This is a genomic window from Brevibacillus brevis, assembly GCF_001039275.2.
GTDB lineage: Bacteria > Bacillota > Bacilli > Brevibacillales > Brevibacillaceae > Brevibacillus > Brevibacillus brevis_C.
On sequence record NZ_CP030117.1, the window covers coordinates 1,285,378 to 1,310,148 of the forward strand.

A 24,771-nucleotide genomic window follows, 5' to 3' on the forward strand; every position below is an offset into this window, starting at 1 on the left:
AGGGGCCTTATGAGCGGCAAGTTGTTCGTGATCGGGTTTGGTCCAGGAAGTTTTGAGCATATCACCAAGCGGGCGCGGGAAGCCCTGCAAGAGTCCGATGTCATTATCGGCTATTCCACCTATGTAGATTTGATCCGCGGACTTTTGACGAATCAGCAAATCGTCAGCACAGGGATGACGGAAGAAGTGACGCGTGCACGGGAAGCCGTACGTCAGGCGGAAGAGGAAGGTAAAAAGGTAGCGGTCATTTCCAGTGGAGACTCAGGTGTTTACGGGATGGCAGGTCTCGTATACGAGGTGTTGGTGGAAAAAGGCTGGACAGAAGCAACTGGCGTACCCATCGAAATCGTACCGGGTATCTCGGCGATCAATTCCTGTGGGGCAATCCTCGGTGCGCCTATCATGCACGACGCATGCACGATCAGTCTGAGCGATCACTTGACGCCGTGGGAACTGATTGCTAAACGGATTGACGCAGCAGGGATGGCTGACTTTGTTATCGCGTTGTACAACCCGCGCAGCGGACGACGTACACGCCAGATCGTCGAAGCGCAACGCATTCTTTTGCAGTACCGCTCACCAGATACGCCAGTCGGTATCGTAAAAAGTGCATATCGTGAACGCGAAACGGTTGTCGTGACTACTCTGGCGCAAATGCTGGAGCATGATATCGGCATGTTGACCACCGTGATTATCGGAAATACATCGACGTTTGTATACGACGGCAAAATGATTACGCCGCGCGGATATCAGCGCAAATACACGCTGTCTGCCGACGAGCAACCTCTGAAGCCGCATCAGCGTCTGCGTGTAGAAAATGAGCCTTGGTCGCTCGAGGCCTCCGAGGAGAGCAGCCTTGCGTCAGCTCCGGCAGCACCAGCAGCAGCAACAAGTACGGCAGTACTGGAAGCGCCGCCTGTAACAGAGGTAGAGGCACCGAAAGCTCCTTTCGCATGGGCTATGGAGGCGTTGACTGCTATCAATGCGGCAAAAGGCATTGAAACCAAGCCAGTCGCGGGGCAGGTCCATCGTCCGGTATCTACCTTTACGCCAGAGATGATTTTCGAATGTGCGATAAGTCCAGGGGTTGCCAACAAAAAAATCACGCCGCTGCAAATGATGGCGATTGCCGAAGTGGCCGGCGAAAAAGGCGAGATCGAATACACCCCACACCACCAAATGATTTTGCGCGTGCCGACTGCAAACCCTGAGAGCATTACTAGCCGCTTGCGAGAGCTTGGATTGATTCTCAGCCCGATCGGAGACGTTTTGCAGGTAAAAGCGTGTGATTTCTGCGATGGAGAGAAAAAAGACAGCATTCCTTATGCCGACGAGCTGCACCAAAAGCTGGGTGGAAAAGAAATGCCGAAGGAACTGAAGATCGGCTTCAACGGCTGCGGAATGGCGTGCTATGGCGCGGTTCAAGAGGATATCGGGATTGTATTCCGCAAAGGAAAGTTCGATTTATTCCTGGGAGCAAAAACGGTGGGACGCAATGCACACTCCGGTATTCCGGTAGCAGAAGGCATCGAAAAAGAAGAAATTGTTCCACTTGTAGAGCGAATCGTGAACCGATTCAAAAAAGACGCGTTTCCAAACGAGCGGTTCCACAAGTTTTTCCAACGTGTAGGTGAGCTGGAGGGCTACGCATGGTACGAGCCAGCAAAAGCTGAGATCGAGAATGCTGCATGCGGAGATTAATGCAAGAACACCAATCAAAACGAGGGGGACATAAAATGGACGCAGTATTATTTGTAGGTCATGGAAGCAAGGACCCGGAAGGCAATGAAGAGATTCGCCAGTTTGTGGCGACGCTAACACCGGACTTGGATGTACCCATTATCGAGACGTGTTTTCTGGAGTTTGCCCGTCCTGACATGCTGCAAGGCTTGAATACATGCGTGGCACGGGGGGCAACCCGCGTGGCGGTGATTCCCATCATCCTGTTCTCTGCCGGTCATGCGAAAATTCATATTCCAGCTGCCATCGACGAGGCCAAGGAGCTGCACCCGCACGTTCAGTTCATTTACGGACGGCCGATCGGCATTCACGACGAAGTCATCAATATCTTGTCAGCACGCATGGAAGAGGCAGGCTTTGCCTCCGGAGAAGAGCATGATGACCTGGCAGTACTCGTTATTGGACGCGGCAGCAGCGATGCAGATGCTAATAGCGATATTTACAAAATGTCCCGACTGTTCTGGGAGCGTTACAAAGCCAAGTGGGTAGAGACTGCCTTTATGGGCGTGACGTATCCCTTGTACGACGAGGGCGTTGAGCGTTGTCTGAAGCTGGGTGCGAAGCGCATCGTTTTCTTGCCGTACTTCTTGTTCACGGGTGTGCTGATCAAACGGATGAGCGACCAGCTGGAGAAGTTCCGCGAGCAATATCCAGAAGCCCAGTTCGAAATGGCCGAGTATTTTGGCTTCCATCCGTTGTTGAAAGAAGTGCTCAAGGATCGTGTGGTGGAAGCGTTGCACGGTGAAGTGAAGTTGAACTGTGATACCTGTCAGTACAGACTGGCAGCGATGGAGCACATCGACCATCACCATCACCACCATGATGACGAGCATGGACATCACCACCACCATGGTCACCACCATCATCATCATCACGACCACGACCATGATCACGAACATGACCATGACCACAAGCATGATCACAAGCACGACCACGTTACCAAGTAGGAGGAAGACTGCATGATTCTGGTACTGGCTGGAACGAGCGACGCGCGCGAGTTGGCTTTGCAAATCAAGGACAAGGGCTACGAGCTGTTGACGACGGTCGTCACTGACAATGCTGCGAAAAGTATGGAGGAGGAGGGCGTGCCTGTCCAGGTCGGACGCCTGACCGCCGAAGATATTCAGCAGCTGATCCAAGAGAGAGCCGTGCAATGCGTGGTCGACGCGAGTCACCCCTTCGCAGAGGAAGCCTCCAAAAATGCCATGGCAGGTGCACAGGGCGCGGGAGTCCCCTACATTCGCTACGAGCGGGAAAGCCTCTCCTCACCTGGCAGCGAGAAGCTGATTGTAGTAGAAGACTATGTCCAGGCGGCTGAGCTGGCGGCAGATAAACGCGGCGTCATCATGCTAACGACAGGAAGCAAGACGCTGAAAACCTTCACGGATCGGCTGTTGGGCCTGCCGGAGACGACCCTGGTAGCACGCATGCTACCGCGTCTTGACAATATGCAGAAATGCGAAGAGCTCGGTGTCGAGCAAAAAAACATCGTCGCAATGCAAGGTCCCTTTTCCAAGGAGCTGAACAAAGCGCTCTACGCTCATTATGGTGTCACGCTGATGATTACCAAGGAGAGCGGCAAGGTAGGTGCTTTTGACGAAAAGGTGGAAGCGGCACTGGAAATGGGCATCGAAACCATCGTCATCGGTCGTCCAAAGATCGATTATGGAACGAAGTTTTCGGATTACGCCAGCGTGCTGGGCGAACTCAAACAAGTGACTGGAGGAAACTAACCATGGATTTCAAAACAGAATTTAAACCGATGACTGTACAACCGCAAGAGATTGAGGATTTGAGCTTTCAAATCATTACAGATGAGCTGGGCGAGCATTCTTTTACAGAAGAACAATATCCGGTAGTACAACGTGTCATCCACGCATCCGCAGACTTTGATCTTGGACGAAGCCTTGTTTTCCACCCGGACGCAGTAAAGGCGGGAATCGAAGCAATCCGCAGCGGCAAAATCGTCGTAGCAGATGTACAGATGGTGCAAGTCGGCATCAGCAAAAACCGCATTGAAAAATTCGGTGGAGAAGTAAAGGTGTACATCTCTGACCGCGATGTGATGGAAGAGGCGAAGCGTCTGAATACGACCCGCGCGATCATTTCCATGCGCAAAGCAATCAAGGAAGCGGATGGCGGTATCTTTTGCATCGGAAACGCACCTACAGCACTCCTGGAGCTGATCCGCATGGTGAAGGAAGGCGAAGCAAAGCCAGGTCTGGTGATCGGGATGCCAGTTGGCTTTGTATCTGCGGCAGAATCCAAGGAAGAGCTGGCGAAGCTCGATATCCCATTCATCACGAACATGGGACGTAAAGGCGGAAGCCCAGTAACCGTAGCAGCATTGAATGCGATTTCGATCATGGCGGAACGGTTGGGTTAAGCAGATGGCAGCCAAAGCAGCAACGGACGAAAAAGAGGCAAAGCCCCTCCGCCACGGATATACGACTGGATCATGTGCAACGGCGACGACTAAGGCTGCTTTGATCGCGCTGATTACTCAGGAAGAGCAAAGCCAAGCGACGATTCGCCTGCCAATTGGCGAGGACGTCTCCTTTCAGATGGAGAGCTGTGAGTTTTCATTGGAGAAGGCGACCGCAAGCACGATCAAAGATGGGGGAGACGACCCAGACGCGACACACGGTGCCCTTATTCTCTCTACCGTGGAATGGTCGGATGAGCCCGGCATTATTTTGGATGGCGGACTCGGTGTGGGACGGGTGACCAAGCCAGGGTTGCCCGTTCCGATTGGCGAGGCTGCGATCAATCCCGTCCCGCGCAAAATGATCAGGGAAACGGCGCAGGCTGTTCTGGATGAGTACGGGACGCAGCGAGGGATCAAAATCGTCATTTCCGTGCCTGCTGGCGAGGAAATCGCCAAAAAAACATTGAATGGACGACTCGGCATACTCGGTGGTATCTCCATTTTGGGGACGCGTGGAATCGTGGTGCCGTTTTCCACTTCTGCCTACAAGGCAAGTGTGGCACAAGCGGTCAATGTCGCCAAGGAAGCCGGCTGCGATCATATTGTGCTGTCGACGGGCGGAAAGAGTGAATCCTACGGGGTCGCTACTTATCCAGAGCTGTCGGAAGAAGCGTTCGTGGAAATGGGCGATTTCGTCGGCTTTTCCCTCAAGCAGTGCAAGAACAAGGGTATGCGCAAAGTGACCTTGGTCGGGATGATGGGCAAGTTTTCCAAGGTTGCGCAGGGTGTCATGATGGTTCATTCCAAAAGTGCACCCGTCGATTTCGGCTTCCTCGCCCAAATGGCAGCAGATGCAGGAGCTTCTCAGGAGCGTATTGACGAAATTTTGGGAGCCAACACCGCTTCGCAGGTAGGCGATATGATGGTGGACACGCCCGCCTTTTTCGAGATCATGTGCGAAAACTGCTGTCGCGCTGCGCTAAAGGAAGTGGGCGGCGGCATCGAGGTCGAAACCATCATCATCACAATGAAAGGGTCCCTGTTGGGAAGGGTGACGATCAATGACACAGGCGATGAAAGTAATTGGAATCGGGGATGATGGACAGCAGAGCCTGCTGCCGTTGTACCGGACGTGGATAGAGGAAAGTGAGCTGTTGGTTGGAGGAGAGCGACACCTCAGTTTCTTCCCGGAGTATTCAGGGGAAAAGCGTGTACTGAAGGGCGGTCTGACTGCCATGGTGGAGGAGCTGCGTACGGAGACGCGCAAGACGGTCATTCTGGCGTCAGGCGATCCGCTTTTTTACGGGATCGGCAGCTTGCTTGCAAAAAAATTGAACGTGGAGATTTACCCGCACCTGAGCTCCATCCAGCTCGCTTTTGCCAAAATGGGGGAAGCATGGCAGGATGCGACACTGGCGAGTGTGCACGGACGCAGTATCAAAGGTCTGGCACAGCGGATCGACGGGAAGGATAAGGTCGCACTGCTGACAGATCGGGAAAACTCGCCAGCAGCGATCGCCCGCTATCTCCTTTCGTTCCAAATGACTGAGTACGATGCGTTCGTGGCAGAGAATCTCGGCAGTGCCGAAGAGCGGACAGGCTGGTATTCCCTCGAGGAAATGGCAGATAGTATCTTCTCTGATCTAAATGTCGTGATTTTGAAAAAACGCCGTCCAAGCCCAGTATGGCCGTTTGGAATCGCAGACGAGGAGTTTTCCCAGCGCAAGCCGGACAAGGGACTCATTACGAAAAAAGAAGTGCGCATTTTAAGCATCGCACAGTTGCAATTGCATGCCAAAAGCATCGTTTGGGACATCGGCACCTGCACAGGCTCTGTCGCCATTGAAGCGGCACGAATTGCGCGTGAGGGTGAAGTGTACGGCGTAGAGAAGAACGCGGACGATCTGGAAAACTGCCGCCAGAACATGGCGAAGTTTCGCACGGATTTGACAGTAATGAACGCACGTGCCCCACATGGCTTGGATGAGTTCCCGAACCCGGATGCCGTATTTATCGGCGGCAGTGGCGGAGAATTGCGCGAGCTGTTGAATATCTGCTGCACACGACTGCGCCCGAATGGCCGGATTGTTGTGAACGCAGCGACCATTGAGACATTGTACGAAGCGACACAAGCATTCGCGCAGGAAGGCTTTGAGACATCGGTGACACTGGCGCAGCTATCGCGCAGCAAGCCGATTTTGTCCCTGACGCGCTTTGAAGCATTGAATCCGATCTACATCATTACGGCCTGGGCCAAGCAGACAGAAGAACAAGGAGGAGACAGCAAGTGACTAAGATCGGAACATTGTACGGACTGGGCGTAGGTCCCGGCGACCCCGAATTGATTACCGTCAAGGCATTTCGTCTATTACAGCAATCGCCAGTGGTTGCCTATCCGAAAAAACGGATGGGCAGCAAAAGCTACGCGCATCAAATCGCAGAGCTGTATGTGCAGTCCCCAGACAAGGAAATGCTTGGACTCGTATTCCCGATGACGCGGGACAAAGAAATTTTGGAGCGCGAGTGGAACAATACAGTGGAGATCGTTTGGGAGCGTCTGTCTGAAGGCAAGGACGTTGCTTTTGTAACGGAAGGCGATCCGATGTTTTACAGCACGTTCATCCACATGATGCGCGTCATGCATGAGGAGCATCCGGAAGTGCCAATCGTGACCGTACCAGGCGTCTCTTCGTTTCTTGGAGCAGCTTCCCGCTTCAATCTGCCACTGGCGGATGGCGACGAGCAGATCGGTATCATCCCGGCAACAGAAGACAAGGAAGCCATGCGCAAAGCGCTTGAGAACCACGATACTGTCGTGTTCCTGAAGGTAGCAAAAGTACTGCCAATGATCATTGGCTTGCTGAAAGAAATGGGGCTGGCTGAAAAGGCAGCAGTAGCGACCAAGGTCACTTCCTCCGAGGAAATGGTTTGGACCGATATGCGTGAACTGGAGCGGGCAGAGCTCAGCTATCTTACACTGATGGTGGTGAAAAAGTAATGAAACTGTACATAGTGGGAGCGGGTCCCGGCGACCCTGATTTGATAACAGTAAAAGGCTTGAAGCTGCTGCAAAAGGCAGACGTCATTATGTATACCGACTCTCTCGTGAACGAGGATTTGGTAGCAATGGGCAATCCCGATGCAGAGGTACTGCAAAGCTCGGGTATGGCATTGGAAGAAATGGTAGAGCTGTTGGTAGACCGGATTAGTAGCGGAAAAACAGTCGTACGCCTGCATACAGGTGATCCCTCCATTTATGGCGCGATCATGGAGCAGATCGCTCTATTAAAAGCAAAAGGCATCGAGGTAGAAATCGTTCCAGGTGTGAGCTCCGTATTTGCGGCAGCGGCAGCAGTAGGAGCCGAGCTGACGATTCCTGATCTGACACAGACGATCATCCTCACCCGCGCAGAAGGTCGCACACCGGTGCCTGAGAGAGAAAAGCTGCGTGCACTTGCTGAGCATCATTGCACGTTGGCTCTGTACCTTAGCGCGACTTTGACGAAAAAAGTAGTCCGCGAGCTGGTCGATGCAGGCTGGAGCGAGGATACGCCTGTCGCAGTCGTACAACGTGCAAGCTGGCCGGATCAATTGATCATTCGCACCACGCTGAAAAATTTGGACGAAGACATGGGCAAAAACGGCATTCGCAAGCACGCGATGATTTTGGCTGGCTGGGCATTGGACCCGAACATCCACGACAAGAGCGAGCAATACCGTTCCAAGCTGTACGATAAAACCTTTACACACGGGTTCAGAAAAGGTGTGAAGGAATAATGAAGATCATCGAACTGATCGAGGGAGAAATCCCTGTTATCGAGCAGCGCGGAGACTATGCTATTGTCGCGATCACGAAGCACGGGGTAGAGATGGCGCGTGATTTGGCGCAAAAATTTCCTGGAACAGACCTGTATTACATGAGCAAATTCGAGCGCGGAGATGAGGATGCGCGCGGCATCCAACTGTTTTCGAACAGTGTACGGATGCTGTTTCCCGCTCTCTGGCCTGCTTATAAAGGTTTAATCATCATTATTTCTCTGGGTGCGGTTATTCGGATGATCGCACCTTTGCTCGAAGACAAAAAGAAAGACCCGGGTGTCGTCGTCGTCGATGACCGTGGGGAGAACGTCATCAGTGTGCTGTCTGGCCATTTGGGCGGTGCCAATGAGCTGGCTCGCGAGGTAGCGGCAGTCATGGGTGCTCGTCCGATTATCACGACAGCGTCTGACGTACAAAAGACGATTCCGGTCGATCTATTCGGTAGACGTTTTGGCTGGGAGTGGGATTCCGCTGAAAAGCTGACCCCTGTCAGTGCTTCTGTCGTAAACGAGGAGCGCGTAGCTGTCATCAATGAATCCGGCGAACGTGACTGGTGGATGCATGACACACCGATGCCACCGTCCATCAAGGAATACGCGACAATCGCTGAGGCAAAAGCCGATCAGCCGCAAGCTGCTCTAGTCGTCTCTCATCGCTTGCTCACACCGGAGGAACAATCGATTTTGGACAACGGCGTCCTTTATCGTCCGAAGGTAATCGTGCTCGGAATGGGCTGCAATCGTGGAACCTCCGCCGAGGAGATCGAGGCAGTCATCAAGGAAACGCTGGATGAACTGCAATTTTCGATCAAAAGTGTAAAAGCACTGGCGACCATCGAGTTGAAAAAGGATGAAGCGGGTCTGATCGCCGTTTGCGAAAAATACGGCTGGCCGTTCGTCTGGTACCCACCTGAAGAGTTGAATCAGGTAGAGATCAGCGATCCGTCTGATACTGTCTTCAAGTTCACCGGAGCGTACGGAGTGAGCGAGCCTGCCGCGAAGCTGTATGCTGGCGTGGGCGAACTCGTTTTGACCAAGAAGAAGTCGGGCAACACCACCATTTCGGTCGGATTGATGCCCTATCATGAGGAGGAGCGCGCATGACGGACAGCCGCCGTATTGTGATTGCCGGAACAGGCAGTGGAGCGGGTAAGACAACCGTTACCATCGGACTGATGGCTGCTCTGAAAAGAAAAGGGCATACCGTACAGGGCTTCAAGTGTGGACCCGACTACATCGATCCCACGTATCATACGGCTGTGACGGGCAGAGCTTCGCGCAATCTGGACAGCTTTATGCTGGAGCACGAGATCGTGAAGGAGATTTTTGTCCGTGGTAGCGAGGGTGCAGACATCTCGATTATCGAGGGTGTCATGGGTATGTACGATGGCAAGGAAGCGACCAGCGATAAAGGCAGCACGGCCGAAATCAGCATCCTGACTGGCTCTCCGGTTCTGTTGGTGGTCAATTGTCAGAGCATGGCACGCAGTGCGGCTGCAATTGTCAAAGGTTTTCAACTGCTCAATCCACAGGCGAGAATCGTCGGTGTCATCGCCAACAAGGTCGGCAGTGAAGGGCATCACAAAATCGTGAAGGCAGCGATCGAGCAGGAGTGCGGGATTCCGGTCGTGGGCTACCTGAAACGGGAGAACGAGCTGGAAATACCGGAACGTCATCTCGGATTGGTGCCATCCGTCGAACGAGGAGAGCTGACACCGCTGTTTGAAAAGCTGGCTGATCTGATTGCAGAGACCGTGGATTTGGAGCAAATCTGGGAGCTGGCAAAGGCAGAGCCGCTGCAAGCGGAGCCTACGCTGTTTGCTCCACGAAAAGCATCTGCCAATGTCACTATTGCTGTAGCGAAAGACCCTGCTTTTCATTTTTACTATCCGGAAAATTTGGAGCTGCTCGAAGCATATGGCGCGAAGCTCGAATTCTTTTCTCCACTGGCGGGTGAGGGAGTGCCTGAGGACGCGGACGGCTTGTACATCGGGGGAGGCTTCCCGGAGGAATTTGCAGCAGAGCTATCGCAAAATGAAACGGTGAAACAATCGATTCGAGCTGCGATCACAAAAGGCTTGCCTACTTTGGCCGAGTGCGGCGGCTACATGTTTTTGACAGAGGCAATCGTGACGACAGAGGGCGACAGCTATCCAATGGTAGGGCTCATCCCAGGCAAGGTGACCATGCAGAAAAAGCTCGCAGCGCTTGGCTATCGCGAAGTGCGCGGCAAGGAAGGCAATTTCTTGCTCGGCACCGAGGAACAGGCGAAAGGGCATGAATTCCACTACTCTACGTATGCTTCGGATCAACAATTGCCAGCAGCCTATGAGACGAAAGGGCTTCGCGGTACGAAACCGGAGGGCTATGCCCAAGATCATCTGGTCGCAGGCTATACTCATTTGCATTTTGGCTCCAATCCCGACCTGGTTGAGCGTTGGCTGAACCGTTGCGCGGAGGTGGCCGCTCGTGCCTAAAGCCCTCCCGTTGATGGTGCAAGGTACCAGCTCGGATGCAGGAAAAAGTGCGATTGCAACAGCGCTGTGTCGGATTTTTGCCCAAGATGGCTACAAGACAGCTCCGTTCAAATCGCAAAATATGGCGTTAAACTCCTATGTGACGCTGGATGGAAAAGAAATTGGCCGGGCACAGGGCGTTCAGGCGGAAGCAGCAGGAATTCTGGCGACGACCGACATGAACCCCATTTTAATCAAGCCGACACGAGACTCCGAATCGCAAATTGTCGTAAACGGTGAACCATACGGCAACATGAAAGCTTTTGCTTATCGGACGGAGTTTTATGACAAGGGCTTGCGGATCATTGAGGAAGCGTATCAACGACTCGCCAGCTCCTATGAGCGGATCGTCATTGAAGGGGCAGGCAGTCCGGCAGAGGTTAATCTGAATGACCGTGAGCTCGTCAATATGCGGGTCGCTCGTCTCACGAATGCGCCCGTCGTTTTGGTGGCAGACATTGAGCGCGGGGGAGTTTTTGCCAGCTTGGTCGGCACCCTCCAACTGCTCGAGCCCGAAGATCGGGACCGCGTGATCGGCGTCATCATCAATCGTTTTCGCGGTGATTTGACACTTTTGCAGCCGGGACTCGACTGGTTCGAGGAGTATACGGGAAAGCCGGTACTTGGTGTCGTGCCATTTATTCCAGACTTGTGGATCGATGCGGAGGATTCGCTGATTTTGCACCGTTATCAAGGGCAACGTGAGACACCGCGAGAGATTGACATTGCGGTTTTGCGCTACCCGCGAATTTCCAACTTTACAGACGTGGACCCGTTTTTTGTAGAGCCGGATTGCCGGATGCGCTTTGTGACACGTTTGGAAGAGCTGGGTGAACCTGACCTGATTGTCTTGCCGGGCAGCAAGAATACACTCGAGGATTTGAGTTTCTTACGAGAGACAGGTCTTGCCGCGGCGGTCAAAGACCTTCATCATAAAGGGAAGACGTATATCGTCGGCTTGTGCGGCGGCTATCAAATGCTGGGAGAATTCATTCACGATCCGGCTGGGGTCGAGTCTCCGTTGCAGCAGCTTGATGGGCTGGGTCTCATCCCGATGATCACGACGATGGAGCAGAAGAAAACGACCGTGTTGTCCCGCGGAGAAGCGGTATTTGCGAAGGAAAAGCTGACGGTAGAAGGCTACGAGATTCACATGGGACAATCTGCTTATTCAAGCAATGATTTTCCTTTTATCCAGATGGAGGGGCGCACGGAGGGCTATTGTCAGGAGGAGCGGCAGTTGATTGGCACGTATTTTCATGGCTTGTTCCATAATGACCACTTCCGCACGCTGTTGCTGAATACCATCCGTGAGAAAAAAGGTCTCCCACCCATCCTGGATCGCCCATCCTTTGTCGCTCTGCGAGAGCAGGGGTACGATCTGTTGGCGGATACCGTTCGTCGCCATGTGAAGCTGGATACGATCGAAGAGTACATGAAGGCTTTTCAAGAAAAAGAGGTGCAAATAAATGTCAGTCATTTATCCGGCGATTGAGCCACGAAATCAGGAAGCAAGTGAGCAAACGAGGCAGCATGTGGATCAGTTGACCAAGCCGCTTGGCAGCCTTGGTCGCTTGGAGCAATTGGCTATTGAGCTGGCTGGGATGACGGGTGAGACAATGCCTGTTGTGACACCACCGGGCGTGCTTGTTTTTGCGGCCGATCACGGTGTGGCACGAGAAGGTGTCTCTGCCTATCCACAGGAAGTGACAGCGCAAATGGTGCTGAATATGGTTCATGGTGGAGCTGGAGTCAACGTCTTCGCCAGACAAATCGGAGCCATTCAAAAAATCGTAGATGTTGGTGTAGCGGTCGAGGTCGAAGCACCAGGTGTTTATAACAAGCGAATCAGAGCAGGCTCGGGCAATATGCTGAAAGAAGCTGCGATGACCGCAGACGAAGCGCAGCGCTCCATCGCAGTTGGTTTTGAAATGGCAGAAGCGATCATTGAAGAAGGCGCCAAAGTCCTGATCGTCGGTGAAGTAGGGATTGGCAACACGACAGCCAGCAGTGCGATCCTGTCAGCCTTAACCGGAGCTGATCCCGAACAAATCGTCGGACGAGGAACAGGGCTGGATGATGCAGGCTGGCAGCGCAAAAAGGCAGTTGTTCGTGATGTGCTTGCGCTGCATCGCCCGGATGCAAACAATCCGTTGGACGTTTTGGCAAAAGTCGGCGGACTGGAAATCGGAGCAATGGCAGGGGCGATCATCGGAGCAGCCACTCGCCGTGTCCCTGTGCTGCTGGACGGCTTTATCGCTACAGTAGCGGCTCTGCTTGCTGTTCGAATGGAGCCACTCGTTGCTGATTACTTGATCGCGGGTCACCGTTCTGAGGAGCCGGGGCATGATTTTGTCCTGCAAGCATTAGGCAAGGAGCCATTGCTCAGCCTGAAATTGCGACTGGGTGAAGGAAGCGGAGCAACATTGGCGTTTCCAATCGTGGAAGCAGCGACACGGATGGTTCGTGAGATGGCGACATTTGCATCAGCAGGAGTGAGTGACCGATGAGCGGCGCGGGCAAAGTTTATCTCGTAGGAGCTGGCCCTGGAGATCCAAAGCTGATTACCGTAAAAGGAATGGAATGCCTGCAAAAGGCAGAGGTGGTTGTGTATGATCGTCTGGCAAATCCAGCCCTGCTGGAGTACGCGCCACAGACGGCAGAACGTATCTACTGCGGCAAACTGCCGGATCATCACACGATGAGACAGGAATCGATTAACGAGCTGTTAGCGGAAAAAGCGCTGGAAGGAAAAGTCGTCGTTCGGCTAAAAGGCGGCGATCCTTGCGTGTTTGGTCGTGCGGGAGAAGAAGCGCAGCATTTGGCCGAGCGAGGAATTACCTTTGAAATCGTCCCGGGAGTAACTGCTGCAATTGCAGCCTCGGCGTACGCGGGTATTCCGGTGACACACCGCGATCACGGCTCGTCATTCGCAGTCGTGACGGGACATTTGCGCGAAGACAAGCCAGAGCTGGCGATAGAAAAATGGCGTGCTCTCGCGAATGGCATCGACACGCTTGCCTTTTACATGGGAGTAGCCAACCTGCCGTTGATCCGTACCCAATTAATCAAGCACGGACGCGATCCGCATACACCTGTAGCCGTTATCTCTTGGGGAACACTCCCGCAGCAAGCGGTACTAACGGGTACCTTGGCTGATATTGAGGAGCGTATGGCGGAAAACAGTCACATCACGAATCCAGCTATCATTCTGGTTGGCGATGTCGTGAAGATGCGTGAGAAAATCAACTGGTTTGAAGCTACGCTTGCGATGGAGCAAGTGCAACAACAATAGGAAGCCGAGGGAGGGAACGCTGGTGACGCACTATGCCATGATGGTCAATCTACAAAGCAAGCGTTGCTTGGTGGTCGGTGGCGGGCAAGTAGCCGAGCGGAAAATCGGCAGTTTGCTTGCTGCTGGTGCGGATGTCACCGTTGTGAGTCCCTCCTGTACGGCAACCATCCTTGAATGGGCACACGATAAAAAGCTAATGGTAGCACTGCGCCCCTTTAACCCACAGGACGTAGAGGAGGCAGTGCTCATCATCGCGGCGACGAGTGATCCCGCCGTCAATCTGACTGTATACGAAGCGTGCCGTCCGCATCAGTGGATCAATATCGTTGATCGCCCAGACCTCTGCTCTTTTACCGTTCCATCCGTCGTTGCACGTGGTGACTTGCAGATTGCGATCTCTACGGGTGGGAACAACCCGGGTCTGGCAAAGAAAATGCGCCGCCAGCTCGAAGAGTGGGTGGGACCGGAATACGAGGACTACACGCTTTTTCTCGGTAGCATGAGAAGACAAGTGCTCTCGCTGGCGGTGAGCGAAGCGGACAAACGGGCAATCTTGGCAGAGCTTTTGGACGACCGATTTTTACAATGGACCAAAAATGGCGAAACCGACCGAAGAGATCGGGAGGCCGAAGCGCTGCTTATCAAAAGAGTAGATCAACACGGAAAATAGGATGGCTCTCACTAAGCTACTTGGTGGGAGTTTTTTTCTAGTTTTTTAGCCAGATCATTTCCAAATGCCTCGCGACCTCTTGAAAGCCGATCTTGCTGTACATTTCTTGCGGCGTATCATCTGCATAGGTCGTTAAGTACATATGGGTGGCGCCGAGTTTTTTGGCGTCCTGCATCATGACCCGAATGATTTCCGTGCCGAATCCTCTACGCTGCCAGGCATCCAGTATAAAAAATTCCTCCATACGAACGAGCTCCTTGTAATGATGCCATTCACATGCACCGACTGGCTCCTGATCGACAAAGCACACATACGGAATGATCTCACCTTGTTCATAAATTTCTCTTTTCCGGTTCGCTTTACGGACAGCAAAATCAGGATTGATCATAACGGAATCAGAAGCAGTAAGGCAGCGTATGCCTGCTTCCATGACTTCGATTGAATCCCCTCGTAATACGGAGCATTGTGGATTCGGCGTCAGTTTATCGGCAACCTCCAGCGGAGCAAGCATGTACAGCATCGTATTTACTTCAAAACCAAGCTGGGTTGCAAAAGACACTAACTCTTCTGAAAAAGGTAGCGACGGGTGCAGTTCCAGCTTCAAGTGGCCAAGCTGCTGCTCTTTGGCATGTCGAAGCTCTTGCTCGATATAAGCTTGTACCCAGTCATGAGTAGGAACTGCCAAAATTTCTGTATAATTATGGCTATACATGTCCGGGACCGATTCATCGCGATACACACGCACTTGTGGATGCTCCGTTCGCGTAGAAAAAGCAAGGGCATAGCGCTCCTGCAAAGTAAAAATATTCGTGAGCATTCCTTTATTCCCCATTTCCTGATATGGTGATAGTTGTTTGGATACTTGTCTTCCTAGAGTAAGCCATTTTCCTAAAGGAGGAAACGAAAATGTCGGATGCTTTTCAAATGGGCCCCTTTTTGTTGAAAATGAGCATGCTGGCGGTCATTGTTTCGCTTTCGCTCGGCTTTGTGGCGATATCCGCTCAGCTTACACATAACAGGGAAATGAAATCAGCCGTTATTGAGCTGTTGAGTAATGCAGTGGTGCTGGCATTTCTCGTTTGGAAGTTCAGCTATGTCCTGTTTTATTTTTCGAAAGCGGTGGAGAATCCCTCGTCCATTCTTTATTTTTCCGGGGGAGAAAACGGAGCCATGCTGGCAGTCGTGGCAGTTGTCGTCTACCTCACCAAGACGGTACGCAAAAAAGCGATTCCTGTTCATTTCGTTGCCTTGGGAATGGCGACAGGCTTTCTTGCTGCAACTGGTGTTTACCAGATGCTCACGGTCGTGTTAGAACAGAGCAGCATGTGGTATCACGTACAGCAGGTCGTCATATGCACCTTCTTTCTTTGGTGGCTGCATCGGGAAAAGGAAGGGCTTATTCATCTGGCGGCTTGGCTTGCACCCGTGATGTGGTTTGCCATTAGCCAAGTCTATGTGCACTTTTTTGTTCCGAATCGAGAAGCTGTGTTTGCAGGACTTTCCGGCGATCAGCTCATGTACTATGCATTCGCTCTCTTGCTGCTCTTTTTGTCCAGACGAGTGAAGCCGATAGGGGGAACGACCGATGAAGAAGCATCATAATGTTTGGGCGATCATCGTACTCTTGGCGCTTTTGGGATGGGGCATTTTTGATGCGGAATTCTTGAATAGGCAGGAGCCCATCGCTTCATCTGGAGAGCAAGGCAACGGGCAGATTGGAATTGAAAAAGGAAATACCGCTCCTGATTTTGAACTTCAGCAGATAGGTGGCGGTACGGTCAAGCTGTCCGATTTACGGGGGAAAAAAGTGATTCTCAATCTGTGGGCGACTTGGTGTCCACCTTGCCGCGCGGAAATGCCGGACATGCAGCGTTACTACGAAGAGAACAAGGAAAAAGGCGTAGTAATTCTCGGTGTCAATCTGACCGATACGGAGACGAGCCCGGAAGCTGTGGCAGATTTTGCGAAGTTGTATGGCATTACCTTCCCAATCTTGCTCGATCCTGATAAAGAAGTGGCGAATGTGTACAAAGCCATTTCGATTCCGACCAGCTACATCATTGATTCGAACGGCGTGGTTCAAAATAAATACATTGGCCCGATGAGTGAAGAAATCATGGAAAACATGCTGTCTGCGGTAAAATAGAAAAACCGACAGCAGGCAATATGTGCTGTCGGTAGTGATGTCTCTTCTATTATCCAGCGTCTGCTTTGTTCTCAGGTTCTTTGATTGGTGTCTTTCGATCCAGACGAAACACAGCATTGAGCAATTTGTAAATATGCTTGGATTCCTTGGTCAGCAATGGACCTAAAATGGCGAGAATCAAAACGTAAAGAGCCGCAAATGGTTGCAAAATTTCCATGAGTGCGCCCGCTTTTCCGAGATTAGCCATGATGATGGAGAACTCACCGCGAGATACGATGGTCAGTCCAATATTGGTAGAAGCCTTGGGAGACAATCCGGCACTTCGCCCAGCCAAAAGTCCGGCGACGACGTTACCGAAAAGGGTGAGGGCCACTGCACCAATGGACAACCATACGGCTCCACCTAATGACAATGGATCAATTGTCAAACCGAAGCTGAAGAAGAACATGGCTCCGAAGAAGTCACGAAACGGCAGGATGAGATGCTCGATGCGCTTCATGTGTTGTGTTTCTGCCAAGACGAGACCTACGAGCAATGCTCCGATGGCTTCGGCAACATGGATCGTTTCGGAAAAACCCGCAATCAGAAACAGAGCGGCAAACACCGTAATCATGAACACTTCGTTTGATTTGATGTTCAATGCCCGATTCAGGAAAGGTACGAGCTTGCGGCCTACGATAATCAGGAGAAGCATGTAGCCGAGTGCAATCAATGCGGATGAGAGCACGCCAGCAAGAGAAGTTGCACCGCTTAACACCAAGCCGGACACGATCGAAATATAGACGGCCAAGAATATGTCTTCGAACATGATGATCCCCAAGATCATCTCTGTTTCGCGATTTGCTGTACGTTTGAGATCCACCAGTACTTTTGCCACAATGGCGCTGGAGGAAATAGTGGTAATACCGGCGATAATCAATACCTCTTTGAGAGGGAAGCCAGCGGCCCAACCAAATATGAGGCCGAGGGTAAAGTTGATGACGATGTAAATGGTACCGCCTACGGCAATGGATCGACCAGCCTTGATCAGACGGCCTACCGAAAATTCCAGTCCGAGGTAAAACAACAGGAATAGTACGCCAAGTCTGCCCATAAATTCGATGAGCGGGGCGCTTTCAATAAAGCGGAGATCAAACAAACCGATGTCGGGAGCGTGTGGACCCACGATCATCCCGACGAGAATGTAGAAGGGGACAATGGAGAATTTTAACTTCATGGAGAGGAACCCCGCAATTGCTATGAGTGCGAGGGCAAGACCAACTTCAAAAACGATGTGCTCCAATATCACTCACCTCCGTTGCTGAGAATAGTCTTGAGAGCCTTCACCTGCTTCCGTTCACCTGCAACGACCAATGTAGATCCTGTACAAAGGACATACTCGGGGCCGGGATTAATCGTTTGTTTATGGTCTTTTTCGATAACAGCGATGATGGTAGCGCCTGTTTCTTGACGAATGTTGAGTTCCCCAATCGTCTTGCCGATGGCAGGAGCGTTCGATTCAATCTTGTACCATTCGATCATGAGTTTGTCTAACGCAACCTCGACTGTTTCCAGTGCAGATGGTTTGTACGTCAAGCCGCCTATGATGGCAGCAATTTGTCTCGCCTCATCATCGTCAAGGGTAACCATGGAGATTGTTTCGTCTATATCATCACGGTCAAAATGATACATTTCACGGCGGCCGTCATCGTGAATGACGATAACCAGCTTGTCGCCACTTCTGGTTTCGACCTGGTACTTCCTGCCGATTCCTGGTAAATCGGATTCTCTAATAGAGAACATGTAAGATCCTCCTTCGCGCAAAACACTGTATTGGCATAGATAGCTGCTCTATTCTCCCAGTGAGCAACAAGTCGTCAATAATTATTTGGAATTATATCCATTCCGGTGATATTTTAGTAATAATCCCCCCTGTTGTGCGGATTATTGTCGACATTCATACCTACATCAACTATTATACACGAAATGACGTCATTTTTCTTTAAAGTGAAACATTTTTATTAAAAAATGACACACTTATAAATGGACATGAATATCAACTTTCCTCTAAAACGTGGTCGCTCCTCATGAGCGGGCTTCGATAGAGGTTATTTTAAGGATGATGAAACATGGCGAACAAACAGTATCGATTAACAGAAGCGGAATGGATCTTTATTCAAGACATGCGGTCCATGGATATGGATGAGCTATTGGACATCGTGATCGCATTGCGTAATGAGGTAAGGGAGCTGGAGAAAAAGGCGGAGCTGATCAGAGAGCGCGAAAAAGAGGGCTGGCAGGAGGAGTATCAGGCAGCACAGAAGCGAATTAATCATCTGCGCCAATTCGAGGCTGAGCTTCGTAAAACATGGCCAAATGACTAAAGCAAAAAGAGGTTCTCTTTGAATAGAGGAACCTCTTTTTATATGGACTAGGCCGTGACCGGCTTTGCTTCCGAATCGTTGTCCGACTCATTGTCGGTTTCATCTGCTTGCTGGACTCGTCCAGGATGGAACTCATTTTCATGCTTGGCTATAACCACAGCAGCTACGCCATTTCCGATCAGATTCGTAATGGCACGAGCTTCTGACATGAATCGATCAACGCCGAGCAAGAGGGCAATGCCTTCGACCGGAATGATAGGAAAGGCTGCCAAGGTAGCGGCGAGTGTAATGAAACCAGAACCTGTGACACCAGCAGCCCCTTTTGACGTAATCATCAGGATTCCTAGAAGGGTGACCTGTTCCCAGAAGCTGAGCTCAATGCCATACGCCTGGGCGATAAAAATGGCAGCCATAGATAAATAGATCGAGGTACCGTCCAGGTTAAACGAGTAGCCCGTCGGTACGACCAGACCGACAACGGATTTGGAGCAGCCGTATTTCTCCAGTCGATCCATCATTCTCGGAAGAGCGGACTCTGAGGAGGAAGTACCGAGCACGAGCAGGATTTCCTCCCGAATGTATTTGATAAACGAGAAGATGTTGAATTTGTAGTACCGCGCGATCCCGCCCAATATGAGAATAATGAACAAAAACATCGTGATGTAGACAGCCGTCATCAAAAGACCCAGTCTGGTCAATGAACCGATGCCGAATTTGCCAATCGTGTACGCCATTGCACCAAATGCAGCTATTGGAGAAACCTTCATGATCATGTTGACGACACCAAAAAATCCGTGTGTCAGCTTGTCAAACAGCTTGATGACGGGCTGGGATGCTTGCCCCATGGCAGCGAGTGAGAGACCAAACAGGACAGCGAAGAACAGGATAGGCAACAGCTCGCCTTTTGCCATCGCCCCGACGACGTTTTCCGGGATGATCCCCGCAATAAAATCAATAAAACCGTTGTTACTCTGAGCAGCAGCCTCCGTGTACTTGGAGACGTCCCCACTGGTCAGGCCCGTTTTGTCAAAGCCTACCCCAGGCTTGATCAGGTTGACCACGAGCAGTCCGATTGCCAATGCAATTGTGGTAACGATTTCAAAATAGAGCAGCGCTTTGCCGCCGATCTTACCGACCTTTTTCATGTCTCCCATACTGGCGATTCCATTCACTACAGTGAAGAAGACAATTGGTGGAATGACCATTTTGATCAGTTTGACAAAAATATCGGCCAACACCTTCAGCTCTGCGCCAAATTTGGGTGCAAAATGACCAACTAGAATACCGAGAATGATGGCAATAACGACCTGTACGGTCAGATTTTTAAAGTTGATCCGCATGAAATTCGTTCCTCCTCCAGATTTTGAAAACGCTTTATTCTCTCCTTCGCATTGTATAAATTGTGTGAAAAATTGAAAATGATACGGTCATATTGGTTGTTTTGGTCCTTTTGGTCATGGAAATCCCCTCAAATTGGAAAGGAAAAAATCGATTGTTGACATACTCTCGACACGAACGATAGGTAAAGTAAGAGATGTACATAGTGACACGAAAGAAATAGACAACCGGGAGAATGGAGGATTTTCTATGTTCAAGAAGCAATATCTGGCGATTGCCTCAGCGTTGATTCTGACTACCACACTTATTCCGACGAGCTCTCAAGCAGCGACTGGAACGAAGAATCTGCAAGCTAAGTACAACAACATTAAAGTTATTTATAACGGCGCAGCTGTTCCAACTACAATCGAACCATTCATCGTAAACGGAACGACGTACATTCCACTTCGCATGATGGCAGACGTGTTCAGCAAGGATGTAGCATGGGATGGCACGAAGTACACCATCACGGTAAAAGACAAGCCGAACTCCCAGCACGCATCAGAGTTGGCTGCACGTGATGCTCAAATCAGAACCTTGCAAGGCACAATTGACAGCCTGAACAAACAGATTACTGATTTGAAAAACAGCAAGAGCAGCAGAGATGATGACGATGATGTCCAAGATGACCTGGACGACCTGGAAGATCAACTCGACGAGGACTACGATGACTTCAAAGATATCGAGTGGAAGTTCAAGCTGAGTGGCGATGAAGATGATATCGATGTAGAAATTGAGGTTGACCTGGATGATTACCAAGACGAGTACGATGATATGGATGATTCCGATTTCGAAGACCTCGTTGAAAGTGTAGTAAAAGACATTTGGGATGAGTTCGAAGATGCAGACATTGATGGTGAAATCGTTGACGAGGATGGCGACAACCTGCACGATTTCTCCGCTGATGCCAGCGATGAAGAAATCTTTTTCGAAGGTGACGAAATCTAAATAACTTCCCGCAAAGTGGGGACGTTTCTCACAAAAAAAGCCTTGCTCCTTTACATGGGATGCAAGGCTTTTTTCCTATTTTCCAAAAACATCAAAGGCAAATTTTAATACAAGGTTGTAAACTGATAGAATAGAAGTACGTAGAGTATAGAGGGGACCATGCGAGAATTCGCGAATAGGAATGATTATATGTCTGTAAATCAGGTAGGGAAGATATGAAAAGCATTTTATTGGTAGAAGATGAACTGGTGATATCGCGCGTGCTGAAGGCTTACTTGCAAAAGGCAGGGTATGAGGTCTGGCAAGCGAATGACGGGATCGAGGCCATGCAGCTTTTTGATGAAAAGAAGCCGGATTTGGTTCTATTGGATGTCATGCTCCCTGAACGCAATGGCTGGGAAATCCTCCAGTATATTCGCGAAAAGAGCTCCTGTCCGGTCATTATCATGACAGCGCTCGGCCAAACAGACCAAAAGCTCAAGGGACTGAATCAAGGAGCAGATGACTACATAACGAAGCCTTTTGTCGCGGACGAAGTAGTTGCGCGAGTCAATGCGGTGCTGCGCCGCTCTGTTATTTTGGTGAAAGATCAAGAGACTCGACTATTCGGAAGCTTGAAAATAAACTTTCAGTCCCATCAAGTAACGCTGCACGGTCTCGAACTGACGTTTCACCCGCGTGATCTGTCCTTGCTGCTTTTTCTGGCACAAAATCCGAATCAGACCTTTACCCGTGAGCAGTTGATTGAACAAGTATGGGGAATAGACTACGGGGGGAGTGATCGGGCCGTAGACCTGGCGATCAAGCGGGTCAGAAAGACGCTGGAGAATTGGCCGGTTCATGAGGGCGAGATCAAGACGCAAAGAGGGGTTGGGTATCAATTCTGTGTTTATAAAAAATGAGCCCGTATCGCTGCTGCGCTATTGGACCACACGCTATCTGCTCACCCTCTTGATTGGGTTGCTCATCATTGGGGCTGTCTCTGCTTATTGGATCAAGTACGCTGCGATTGAAAAGCAGATCGAGGTCACGCGACTGTTTGCAGAGGAAGTGGCTGATCGAGTCGTCGATGATGTTGGAAATATTTTGGTGGGGGAAAAACTTCATCAGGTATTGGACAATCGGCGCAAGTTTATGGGTGTTGATCGCAACCTGATTTTGTTCATTGAAGATGTAAAAGGAGAGGTCGTTTACAATCGGCCAACCAAGCTTCCACCTCCTTTGCAGCAGGCGGCACCTGAGTTGTTGGATCAGGCGAATATATGGGATAAAGTGAGGCATCCGTCAGGTGAGACACTGTATGTAGTGCGGAAAAATTTGGAATACAATGATCAAGTCATTGGTAAAGTAATCTTGCTTTTCCCAGAAACAGATATCAAGGTAGGCAAAGAGGAAATCCAGTATTTGGTCATCATGCTGGGCAGTTTGGGTGTACTTGGCTGGGCGGTTATTTATTTTCATGCGAGGAAGCTGTCTGAGCCAATTCAAAATGTGGTGATGTCCGCTCGCCAGATCGTTGAAGGAAACTACGACGTCTTGATCAATAAAACGATCAAGGAAAAAGAAATTCACGAGCTGGTGCATACGTTTGCGGAAATGGCAGACCGTCTTCGCCAGTTGGAAAGCATGCGAACAGAGCTTTTGGCTGGAGTGACACACGAGCTGAAAACCCCCGTAACGTCAATTAGCGGACTAATCCAGGCAATTAACGACGAGGTGGTGTCCGGTGAGGAGCAGAAGGAGTTTTTGGAAATCTGCTTGAAGGAAACGAAGCGCCTGCAAAAAATGGTAGAGGATTTGCTAGACTTCAATTCATTTGCCGTAGGAGCGATCACGGTTTGTCAGGAAGAGCAAAACGTGAACAAGCTGATCCGCGAGATCGCCTCACAATGGCAGATTGTCCACGACCTCGGTCACGTCACATTTACCGTTGGGGTTCTGGAAAAGCAAACGATGATCTATGTCGATCCGGGCCGTGTTCAGCAAATCTTGATTAACCTTTTGAACAACGCGAAACAGGCTGTCGGTGAGGCTGGGAACATAGCGCTTACTCTCTACAAAACGGACACCGATTTACGAATCGACGTCAAAGACGATGGGCCAGGAATACCCGCAAAGGAACAGCCTCTTGTGTTCGAGCGTTTCTTTCGGGGAAGCAATAAAAAAGATAAAGTACGTGGACTCGGTTTGGGGCTGTCCTATTCTCGCATGATGGCGAAGGCTCTTGGCGGAGATCTCCTCCTCGCAAAAAGCACGTCAGAGGGATCTGTATTTACGCTGATTTTGCCCATGCGCAAGGAGCAGACCGAGGAGATTGCTTGAGAGCTTCACCTGCGTTGGTGGAGCTCTCTGATTTTCTGCATCAAGGGTTCTCCGATACTCGGAGCGAATTGATCGTAGACTGGTTGCAATGCTGCTATCCAGGCCGCACGTTCTTCTGCTGTCTGAATGTGGATGTGCATTCCCCCATTTTCTTGGAGCAAGCGCAGTTGTTTGTCATTCATCGAAACAGCCAATTGATTATTGTAAGCTGTCGCTTCCTGCATGGCTTCCGATATGGCTTGCTGAATATCGGCGGGGAGGTTGTTCCAAAACGTTTTATTAATTACGACGGCGTAGCCCAGATAGCTGTGATTGCTGATCGTCATGTGCTTTTGTACTTGGTAGAGCCGTTTGGTGTAGACATTGGAGATCGTATTTTCTTCGCCGTCTACTTTTCCGGCAGCCAGCATGCTGTATAATTCATTGAAGGAAGAGCCTACAGGGATTGCCTGGAGCGTGCGAAACTGAGCTTCGATTACGTTGCCTGGAATAATGCGCAAACGTTGACCGACAAAATCGGAAGGCATGATCAACGGGCGGTTAGCTGTCACTTGCTTAAAGCCGCTTGCCCAGAAGGCCAGCCCTTTCATGTCGGAATCTTCAAGCTTATCGAATAGTATTTGACCGATTTCCCCATTGAATACGGTTTCGACATCCTCTTGCGATCGAAACAGATAAGGCAGATCAAGCACAGCCCACTCGGGAATGCTGTTGGAGAGATAGGAGAATGCAGGTGCGATCATCTGGATTTCGCCGTTTTGCAAAGCAGTCATCTCGGTTTTCTCGGTGTGAAGGATACTGTTGGGAAAGACTTGTACCTCTACACGTCCGTTTGTCTTTTCCTTCACTAGTTGGGAAAAGCGTTCGATAGTCAGACCCTTAGGCGTGTTTTCTGCGATAACGTGGCTGAACTTGATGATAATTTGATTGGACAGCCCTACCTGTTCTTCGTCGTATCCTCTGTTTTCCATCAGGAAATCTTGTCCGAAGCCAATGATGACAGCGCTCACAAGTCCGAGGAGGACAATGAATGTACTGGTTACCAACGATTTCATTTTCAAACACCTGCTTACGTTGAATGAATTTGAGTTGCAAACCCAATGGAAAGGAAAGAACGAACCTGTTCGAACGCTTAACAATCAAATGGA

Annotated in this window: 25 protein-coding genes; 20 read left to right on the plus strand and 5 right to left on the minus strand. The window is 50.6% G+C overall.

Translation table 11 applies throughout. The annotated features are described in order from the left end of the window. The first annotated feature begins 9 nt into the window (after nucleotides 1-9). From cobJ to AB432_RS06825, 14 genes are read left to right on the plus strand one after another with little or no spacing between them, the layout of a single operon-like run. Nucleotides 10-1,701, plus strand: coding sequence for a precorrin-3B C(17)-methyltransferase (gene cobJ, locus AB432_RS06760; protein WP_048031594.1), 1,692 nt, complete (start codon nucleotides 10-12; stop codon nucleotides 1,699-1,701). A 35-nt stretch (nucleotides 1,702-1,736) separates the two neighbouring features. After that, nucleotides 1,737-2,687, plus strand: a complete 951-nt coding sequence (locus AB432_RS06765) for a sirohydrochlorin chelatase (RefSeq protein WP_048031595.1) — start codon at nucleotides 1,737-1,739, stop codon at nucleotides 2,685-2,687. Nucleotides 2,688-2,699: 12 nt separating this feature from the next. Next, on the plus strand, nucleotides 2,700-3,473 hold the full coding sequence (gene cobK / locus AB432_RS06770) for a precorrin-6A reductase (protein ID WP_048031596.1): 774 nt from the start codon (nucleotides 2,700-2,702) through the stop codon (nucleotides 3,471-3,473). A 2-nt stretch (nucleotides 3,474-3,475) separates the two neighbouring features. After that, nucleotides 3,476-4,126, plus strand: coding sequence for a precorrin-8X methylmutase (locus AB432_RS06775; RefSeq protein WP_048031597.1), 651 nt, complete (start codon nucleotides 3,476-3,478; stop codon nucleotides 4,124-4,126). 4 nt (nucleotides 4,127-4,130) lie between these two features. After that, on the plus strand, nucleotides 4,131-5,267 hold the full coding sequence (locus tag AB432_RS06780; protein WP_048031598.1) for a cobalt-precorrin-5B (C(1))-methyltransferase: 1,137 nt from the start codon (nucleotides 4,131-4,133) through the stop codon (nucleotides 5,265-5,267). Next, nucleotides 5,230-6,459 (plus strand): bifunctional cobalt-precorrin-7 (C(5))-methyltransferase/cobalt-precorrin-6B (C(15))-methyltransferase, encoded by a 1,230-nt coding sequence (locus tag AB432_RS06785; RefSeq protein WP_048031599.1) that lies wholly within the window; start codon nucleotides 5,230-5,232, stop codon nucleotides 6,457-6,459. Before AB432_RS06780 ends, AB432_RS06785 begins: the two co-directional genes overlap by 38 nt. Next, nucleotides 6,456-7,166, plus strand: coding sequence for a precorrin-2 C(20)-methyltransferase (gene cobI / locus AB432_RS06790; protein ID WP_047070510.1), 711 nt, complete (start codon nucleotides 6,456-6,458; stop codon nucleotides 7,164-7,166). Before AB432_RS06785 ends, cobI begins: the two co-directional genes overlap by 4 nt. Then, nucleotides 7,166-7,945 carry a precorrin-4 C(11)-methyltransferase gene (gene cobM, locus AB432_RS06795; protein ID WP_048031600.1) on the plus strand — a complete coding sequence of 260 codons (780 nt, stop codon included), beginning with the start codon at nucleotides 7,166-7,168 and terminating at the stop codon, nucleotides 7,943-7,945. The genes cobI and cobM overlap by 1 nt, the downstream gene beginning before the upstream one ends. Then, nucleotides 7,945-9,090 carry a cobalt-precorrin 5A hydrolase gene (locus AB432_RS06800; RefSeq protein ID WP_048031601.1) on the plus strand — a complete coding sequence of 382 codons (1,146 nt, stop codon included), beginning with the start codon at nucleotides 7,945-7,947 and terminating at the stop codon, nucleotides 9,088-9,090. Before cobM ends, AB432_RS06800 begins: the two co-directional genes overlap by 1 nt. Then, the gene (locus AB432_RS06805; protein ID WP_048031602.1) at nucleotides 9,087-10,463 is read left to right on the plus strand and encodes a cobyrinic acid a,c-diamide synthase CobB; all 1,377 of its coding nucleotides are present in this window, start codon (nucleotides 9,087-9,089) and stop codon (nucleotides 10,461-10,463) included. Before AB432_RS06800 ends, AB432_RS06805 begins: the two co-directional genes overlap by 4 nt. After that, on the plus strand, nucleotides 10,456-11,997 hold the full coding sequence (locus AB432_RS06810; RefSeq protein WP_048031603.1) for a cobyric acid synthase: 1,542 nt from the start codon (nucleotides 10,456-10,458) through the stop codon (nucleotides 11,995-11,997). Before AB432_RS06805 ends, AB432_RS06810 begins: the two co-directional genes overlap by 8 nt. Then, nucleotides 11,972-13,012 carry a nicotinate-nucleotide--dimethylbenzimidazole phosphoribosyltransferase gene (cobT, locus tag AB432_RS06815; protein ID WP_048031604.1) on the plus strand — a complete coding sequence of 347 codons (1,041 nt, stop codon included), beginning with the start codon at nucleotides 11,972-11,974 and terminating at the stop codon, nucleotides 13,010-13,012. Before AB432_RS06810 ends, cobT begins: the two co-directional genes overlap by 26 nt. Beyond that, on the plus strand, nucleotides 13,009-13,797 hold the full coding sequence (cobA, locus tag AB432_RS06820) for a uroporphyrinogen-III C-methyltransferase (protein ID WP_048031605.1): 789 nt from the start codon (nucleotides 13,009-13,011) through the stop codon (nucleotides 13,795-13,797). The genes cobT and cobA overlap by 4 nt, the downstream gene beginning before the upstream one ends. A 22-nt stretch (nucleotides 13,798-13,819) precedes the next feature. Then, complete coding sequence (locus tag AB432_RS06825; protein WP_113732262.1) at nucleotides 13,820-14,467, plus strand: precorrin-2 dehydrogenase/sirohydrochlorin ferrochelatase family protein; 648 nt, start codon at nucleotides 13,820-13,822, stop codon at nucleotides 14,465-14,467. Between the two features lie 37 nt (nucleotides 14,468-14,504). Here the strand turns inward: AB432_RS06825 and AB432_RS06830 are convergent, their stop codons facing one another. Further along, nucleotides 14,505-15,284, minus strand: a complete 780-nt coding sequence (locus AB432_RS06830; protein WP_048031606.1) for a GNAT family N-acetyltransferase — start codon at nucleotides 15,282-15,284, stop codon at nucleotides 14,505-14,507. Between the two features lie 89 nt (nucleotides 15,285-15,373). Here AB432_RS06830 and AB432_RS06835 point away from each other — a divergent pair, with 89 nt between their 5' ends. Both AB432_RS06835 and AB432_RS06840 read left to right on the plus strand, forming a co-directional pair. Continuing rightward, nucleotides 15,374-16,069: a hypothetical protein gene (locus tag AB432_RS06835; protein ID WP_048031607.1), complete on the plus strand. Its 696-nt coding sequence runs from the start codon at nucleotides 15,374-15,376 to the stop codon at nucleotides 16,067-16,069. Beyond that, a complete protein-coding gene (locus AB432_RS06840; protein WP_048031608.1) occupies nucleotides 16,053-16,613 on the plus strand; it encodes a peroxiredoxin family protein in 561 nt (186 codons plus the stop codon). The genes AB432_RS06835 and AB432_RS06840 overlap by 17 nt, the downstream gene beginning before the upstream one ends. 49 nt (nucleotides 16,614-16,662) lie before the next feature. On the opposite strand, the gene AB432_RS06845 is transcribed toward AB432_RS06840, so the two are convergent. Together AB432_RS06845 and AB432_RS06850 are read right to left on the minus strand one after the other, a co-directional pair. After that, the gene (locus AB432_RS06845; RefSeq protein WP_048031609.1) at nucleotides 16,663-17,895 is read right to left on the minus strand and encodes a cation:proton antiporter; all 1,233 of its coding nucleotides are present in this window, start codon (nucleotides 17,893-17,895) and stop codon (nucleotides 16,663-16,665) included. 2 nt (nucleotides 17,896-17,897) lie between these two features. After that, on the minus strand, nucleotides 17,898-18,395 hold the full coding sequence (locus tag AB432_RS06850; protein WP_048031610.1) for a cation:proton antiporter regulatory subunit: 498 nt from the start codon (nucleotides 18,393-18,395) through the stop codon (nucleotides 17,898-17,900). A 326-nt stretch (nucleotides 18,396-18,721) separates the two neighbouring features. Here AB432_RS06850 and AB432_RS06855 point away from each other — a divergent pair, with 326 nt between their 5' ends. Then, the gene (locus tag AB432_RS06855) at nucleotides 18,722-18,976 is read left to right on the plus strand and encodes a hypothetical protein (RefSeq protein ID WP_048031611.1); all 255 of its coding nucleotides are present in this window, start codon (nucleotides 18,722-18,724) and stop codon (nucleotides 18,974-18,976) included. 47 nt (nucleotides 18,977-19,023) lie between these two features. On the opposite strand, the gene AB432_RS06860 is transcribed toward AB432_RS06855, so the two are convergent. Further along, nucleotides 19,024-20,316 carry a dicarboxylate/amino acid:cation symporter gene (locus tag AB432_RS06860; RefSeq protein WP_048031612.1) on the minus strand — a complete coding sequence of 431 codons (1,293 nt, stop codon included), beginning with the start codon at nucleotides 20,314-20,316 and terminating at the stop codon, nucleotides 19,024-19,026. A 247-nt stretch (nucleotides 20,317-20,563) separates the two neighbouring features. Between AB432_RS06860 and AB432_RS06865 the strand changes: the two genes are divergently transcribed. The 3 genes from AB432_RS06865 to AB432_RS06875 all read left to right on the plus strand — a co-directional run bounded on the left by AB432_RS06865 (nucleotide 20,564) and on the right by AB432_RS06875 (nucleotide 23,623). Next, nucleotides 20,564-21,301, plus strand: a complete 738-nt coding sequence (locus tag AB432_RS06865) for a stalk domain-containing protein (RefSeq protein WP_048031613.1) — start codon at nucleotides 20,564-20,566, stop codon at nucleotides 21,299-21,301. Nucleotides 21,302-21,516: 215 nt separating this feature from the next. Then, entirely contained in the window at nucleotides 21,517-22,203 is a 687-nt protein-coding gene (locus AB432_RS06870; protein WP_048031614.1) for a response regulator transcription factor, read from the plus strand. Further along, the gene (locus AB432_RS06875; protein ID WP_048031615.1) at nucleotides 22,172-23,623 is read left to right on the plus strand and encodes a HAMP domain-containing sensor histidine kinase; all 1,452 of its coding nucleotides are present in this window, start codon (nucleotides 22,172-22,174) and stop codon (nucleotides 23,621-23,623) included. Before AB432_RS06870 ends, AB432_RS06875 begins: the two co-directional genes overlap by 32 nt. Before the next feature lie 5 nt (nucleotides 23,624-23,628). Here AB432_RS06875 and AB432_RS06880 read toward each other — a convergent pair whose 3' ends face one another. After that, entirely contained in the window at nucleotides 23,629-24,678 is a 1,050-nt protein-coding gene (locus AB432_RS06880; protein ID WP_048031616.1) for a DctP family TRAP transporter solute-binding subunit, read from the minus strand. Between the last annotated feature and the right edge of the window lie 93 nt (nucleotides 24,679-24,771).

Bases quoted from the DNA above. Each gene is read 5' to 3' on its own strand.
- cobT (WP_048031604.1), top strand. From the start codon at position 11,972: ATGTCAGTCATTTATCCGGCGATTGAGCCACGAAATCAGGAAGCAAGT.
- AB432_RS06860 (WP_048031612.1), bottom strand. From the start codon at position 20,316: ATGCGGATCAACTTTAAAAATCTGACCGTACAGGTCGTTATTGCCATC.
- AB432_RS06805 (WP_048031602.1), top strand. From the start codon at position 9,087: ATGACGGACAGCCGCCGTATTGTGATTGCCGGAACAGGCAGTGGAGCG.
- AB432_RS06800 (WP_048031601.1), top strand. From the start codon at position 7,945: ATGAAGATCATCGAACTGATCGAGGGAGAAATCCCTGTTATCGAGCAG.
- AB432_RS06765 (WP_048031595.1), top strand. From the start codon at position 1,737: ATGGACGCAGTATTATTTGTAGGTCATGGAAGCAAGGACCCGGAAGGC.
- AB432_RS06840 (WP_048031608.1), top strand. From the start codon at position 16,053: ATGAAGAAGCATCATAATGTTTGGGCGATCATCGTACTCTTGGCGCTT.
- AB432_RS06880 (WP_048031616.1), bottom strand. From the start codon at position 24,678: ATGAAATCGTTGGTAACCAGTACATTCATTGTCCTCCTCGGACTTGTG.
- AB432_RS06785 (WP_048031599.1), top strand. From the start codon at position 5,230: ATGACACAGGCGATGAAAGTAATTGGAATCGGGGATGATGGACAGCAG.
- cobK (WP_048031596.1), top strand. From the start codon at position 2,700: ATGATTCTGGTACTGGCTGGAACGAGCGACGCGCGCGAGTTGGCTTTG.
- AB432_RS06865 (WP_048031613.1), top strand. From the start codon at position 20,564: ATGTTCAAGAAGCAATATCTGGCGATTGCCTCAGCGTTGATTCTGACT.
- AB432_RS06870 (WP_048031614.1), top strand. From the start codon at position 21,517: ATGAAAAGCATTTTATTGGTAGAAGATGAACTGGTGATATCGCGCGTG.
- cobA (WP_048031605.1), top strand. From the start codon at position 13,009: ATGAGCGGCGCGGGCAAAGTTTATCTCGTAGGAGCTGGCCCTGGAGAT.
- AB432_RS06780 (WP_048031598.1), top strand. From the start codon at position 4,131: ATGGCAGCCAAAGCAGCAACGGACGAAAAAGAGGCAAAGCCCCTCCGC.
- AB432_RS06830 (WP_048031606.1), bottom strand. From the start codon at position 15,284: ATGCTCACGAATATTTTTACTTTGCAGGAGCGCTATGCCCTTGCTTTT.
- cobM (WP_048031600.1), top strand. From the start codon at position 7,166: ATGAAACTGTACATAGTGGGAGCGGGTCCCGGCGACCCTGATTTGATA.
- AB432_RS06835 (WP_048031607.1), top strand. From the start codon at position 15,374: ATGTCGGATGCTTTTCAAATGGGCCCCTTTTTGTTGAAAATGAGCATG.
- AB432_RS06775 (WP_048031597.1), top strand. From the start codon at position 3,476: ATGGATTTCAAAACAGAATTTAAACCGATGACTGTACAACCGCAAGAG.
- AB432_RS06850 (WP_048031610.1), bottom strand. From the start codon at position 18,395: ATGTTCTCTATTAGAGAATCCGATTTACCAGGAATCGGCAGGAAGTAC.
- cobJ (WP_048031594.1), top strand. From the start codon at position 10: ATGAGCGGCAAGTTGTTCGTGATCGGGTTTGGTCCAGGAAGTTTTGAG.
- AB432_RS06855 (WP_048031611.1), top strand. From the start codon at position 18,722: ATGGCGAACAAACAGTATCGATTAACAGAAGCGGAATGGATCTTTATT.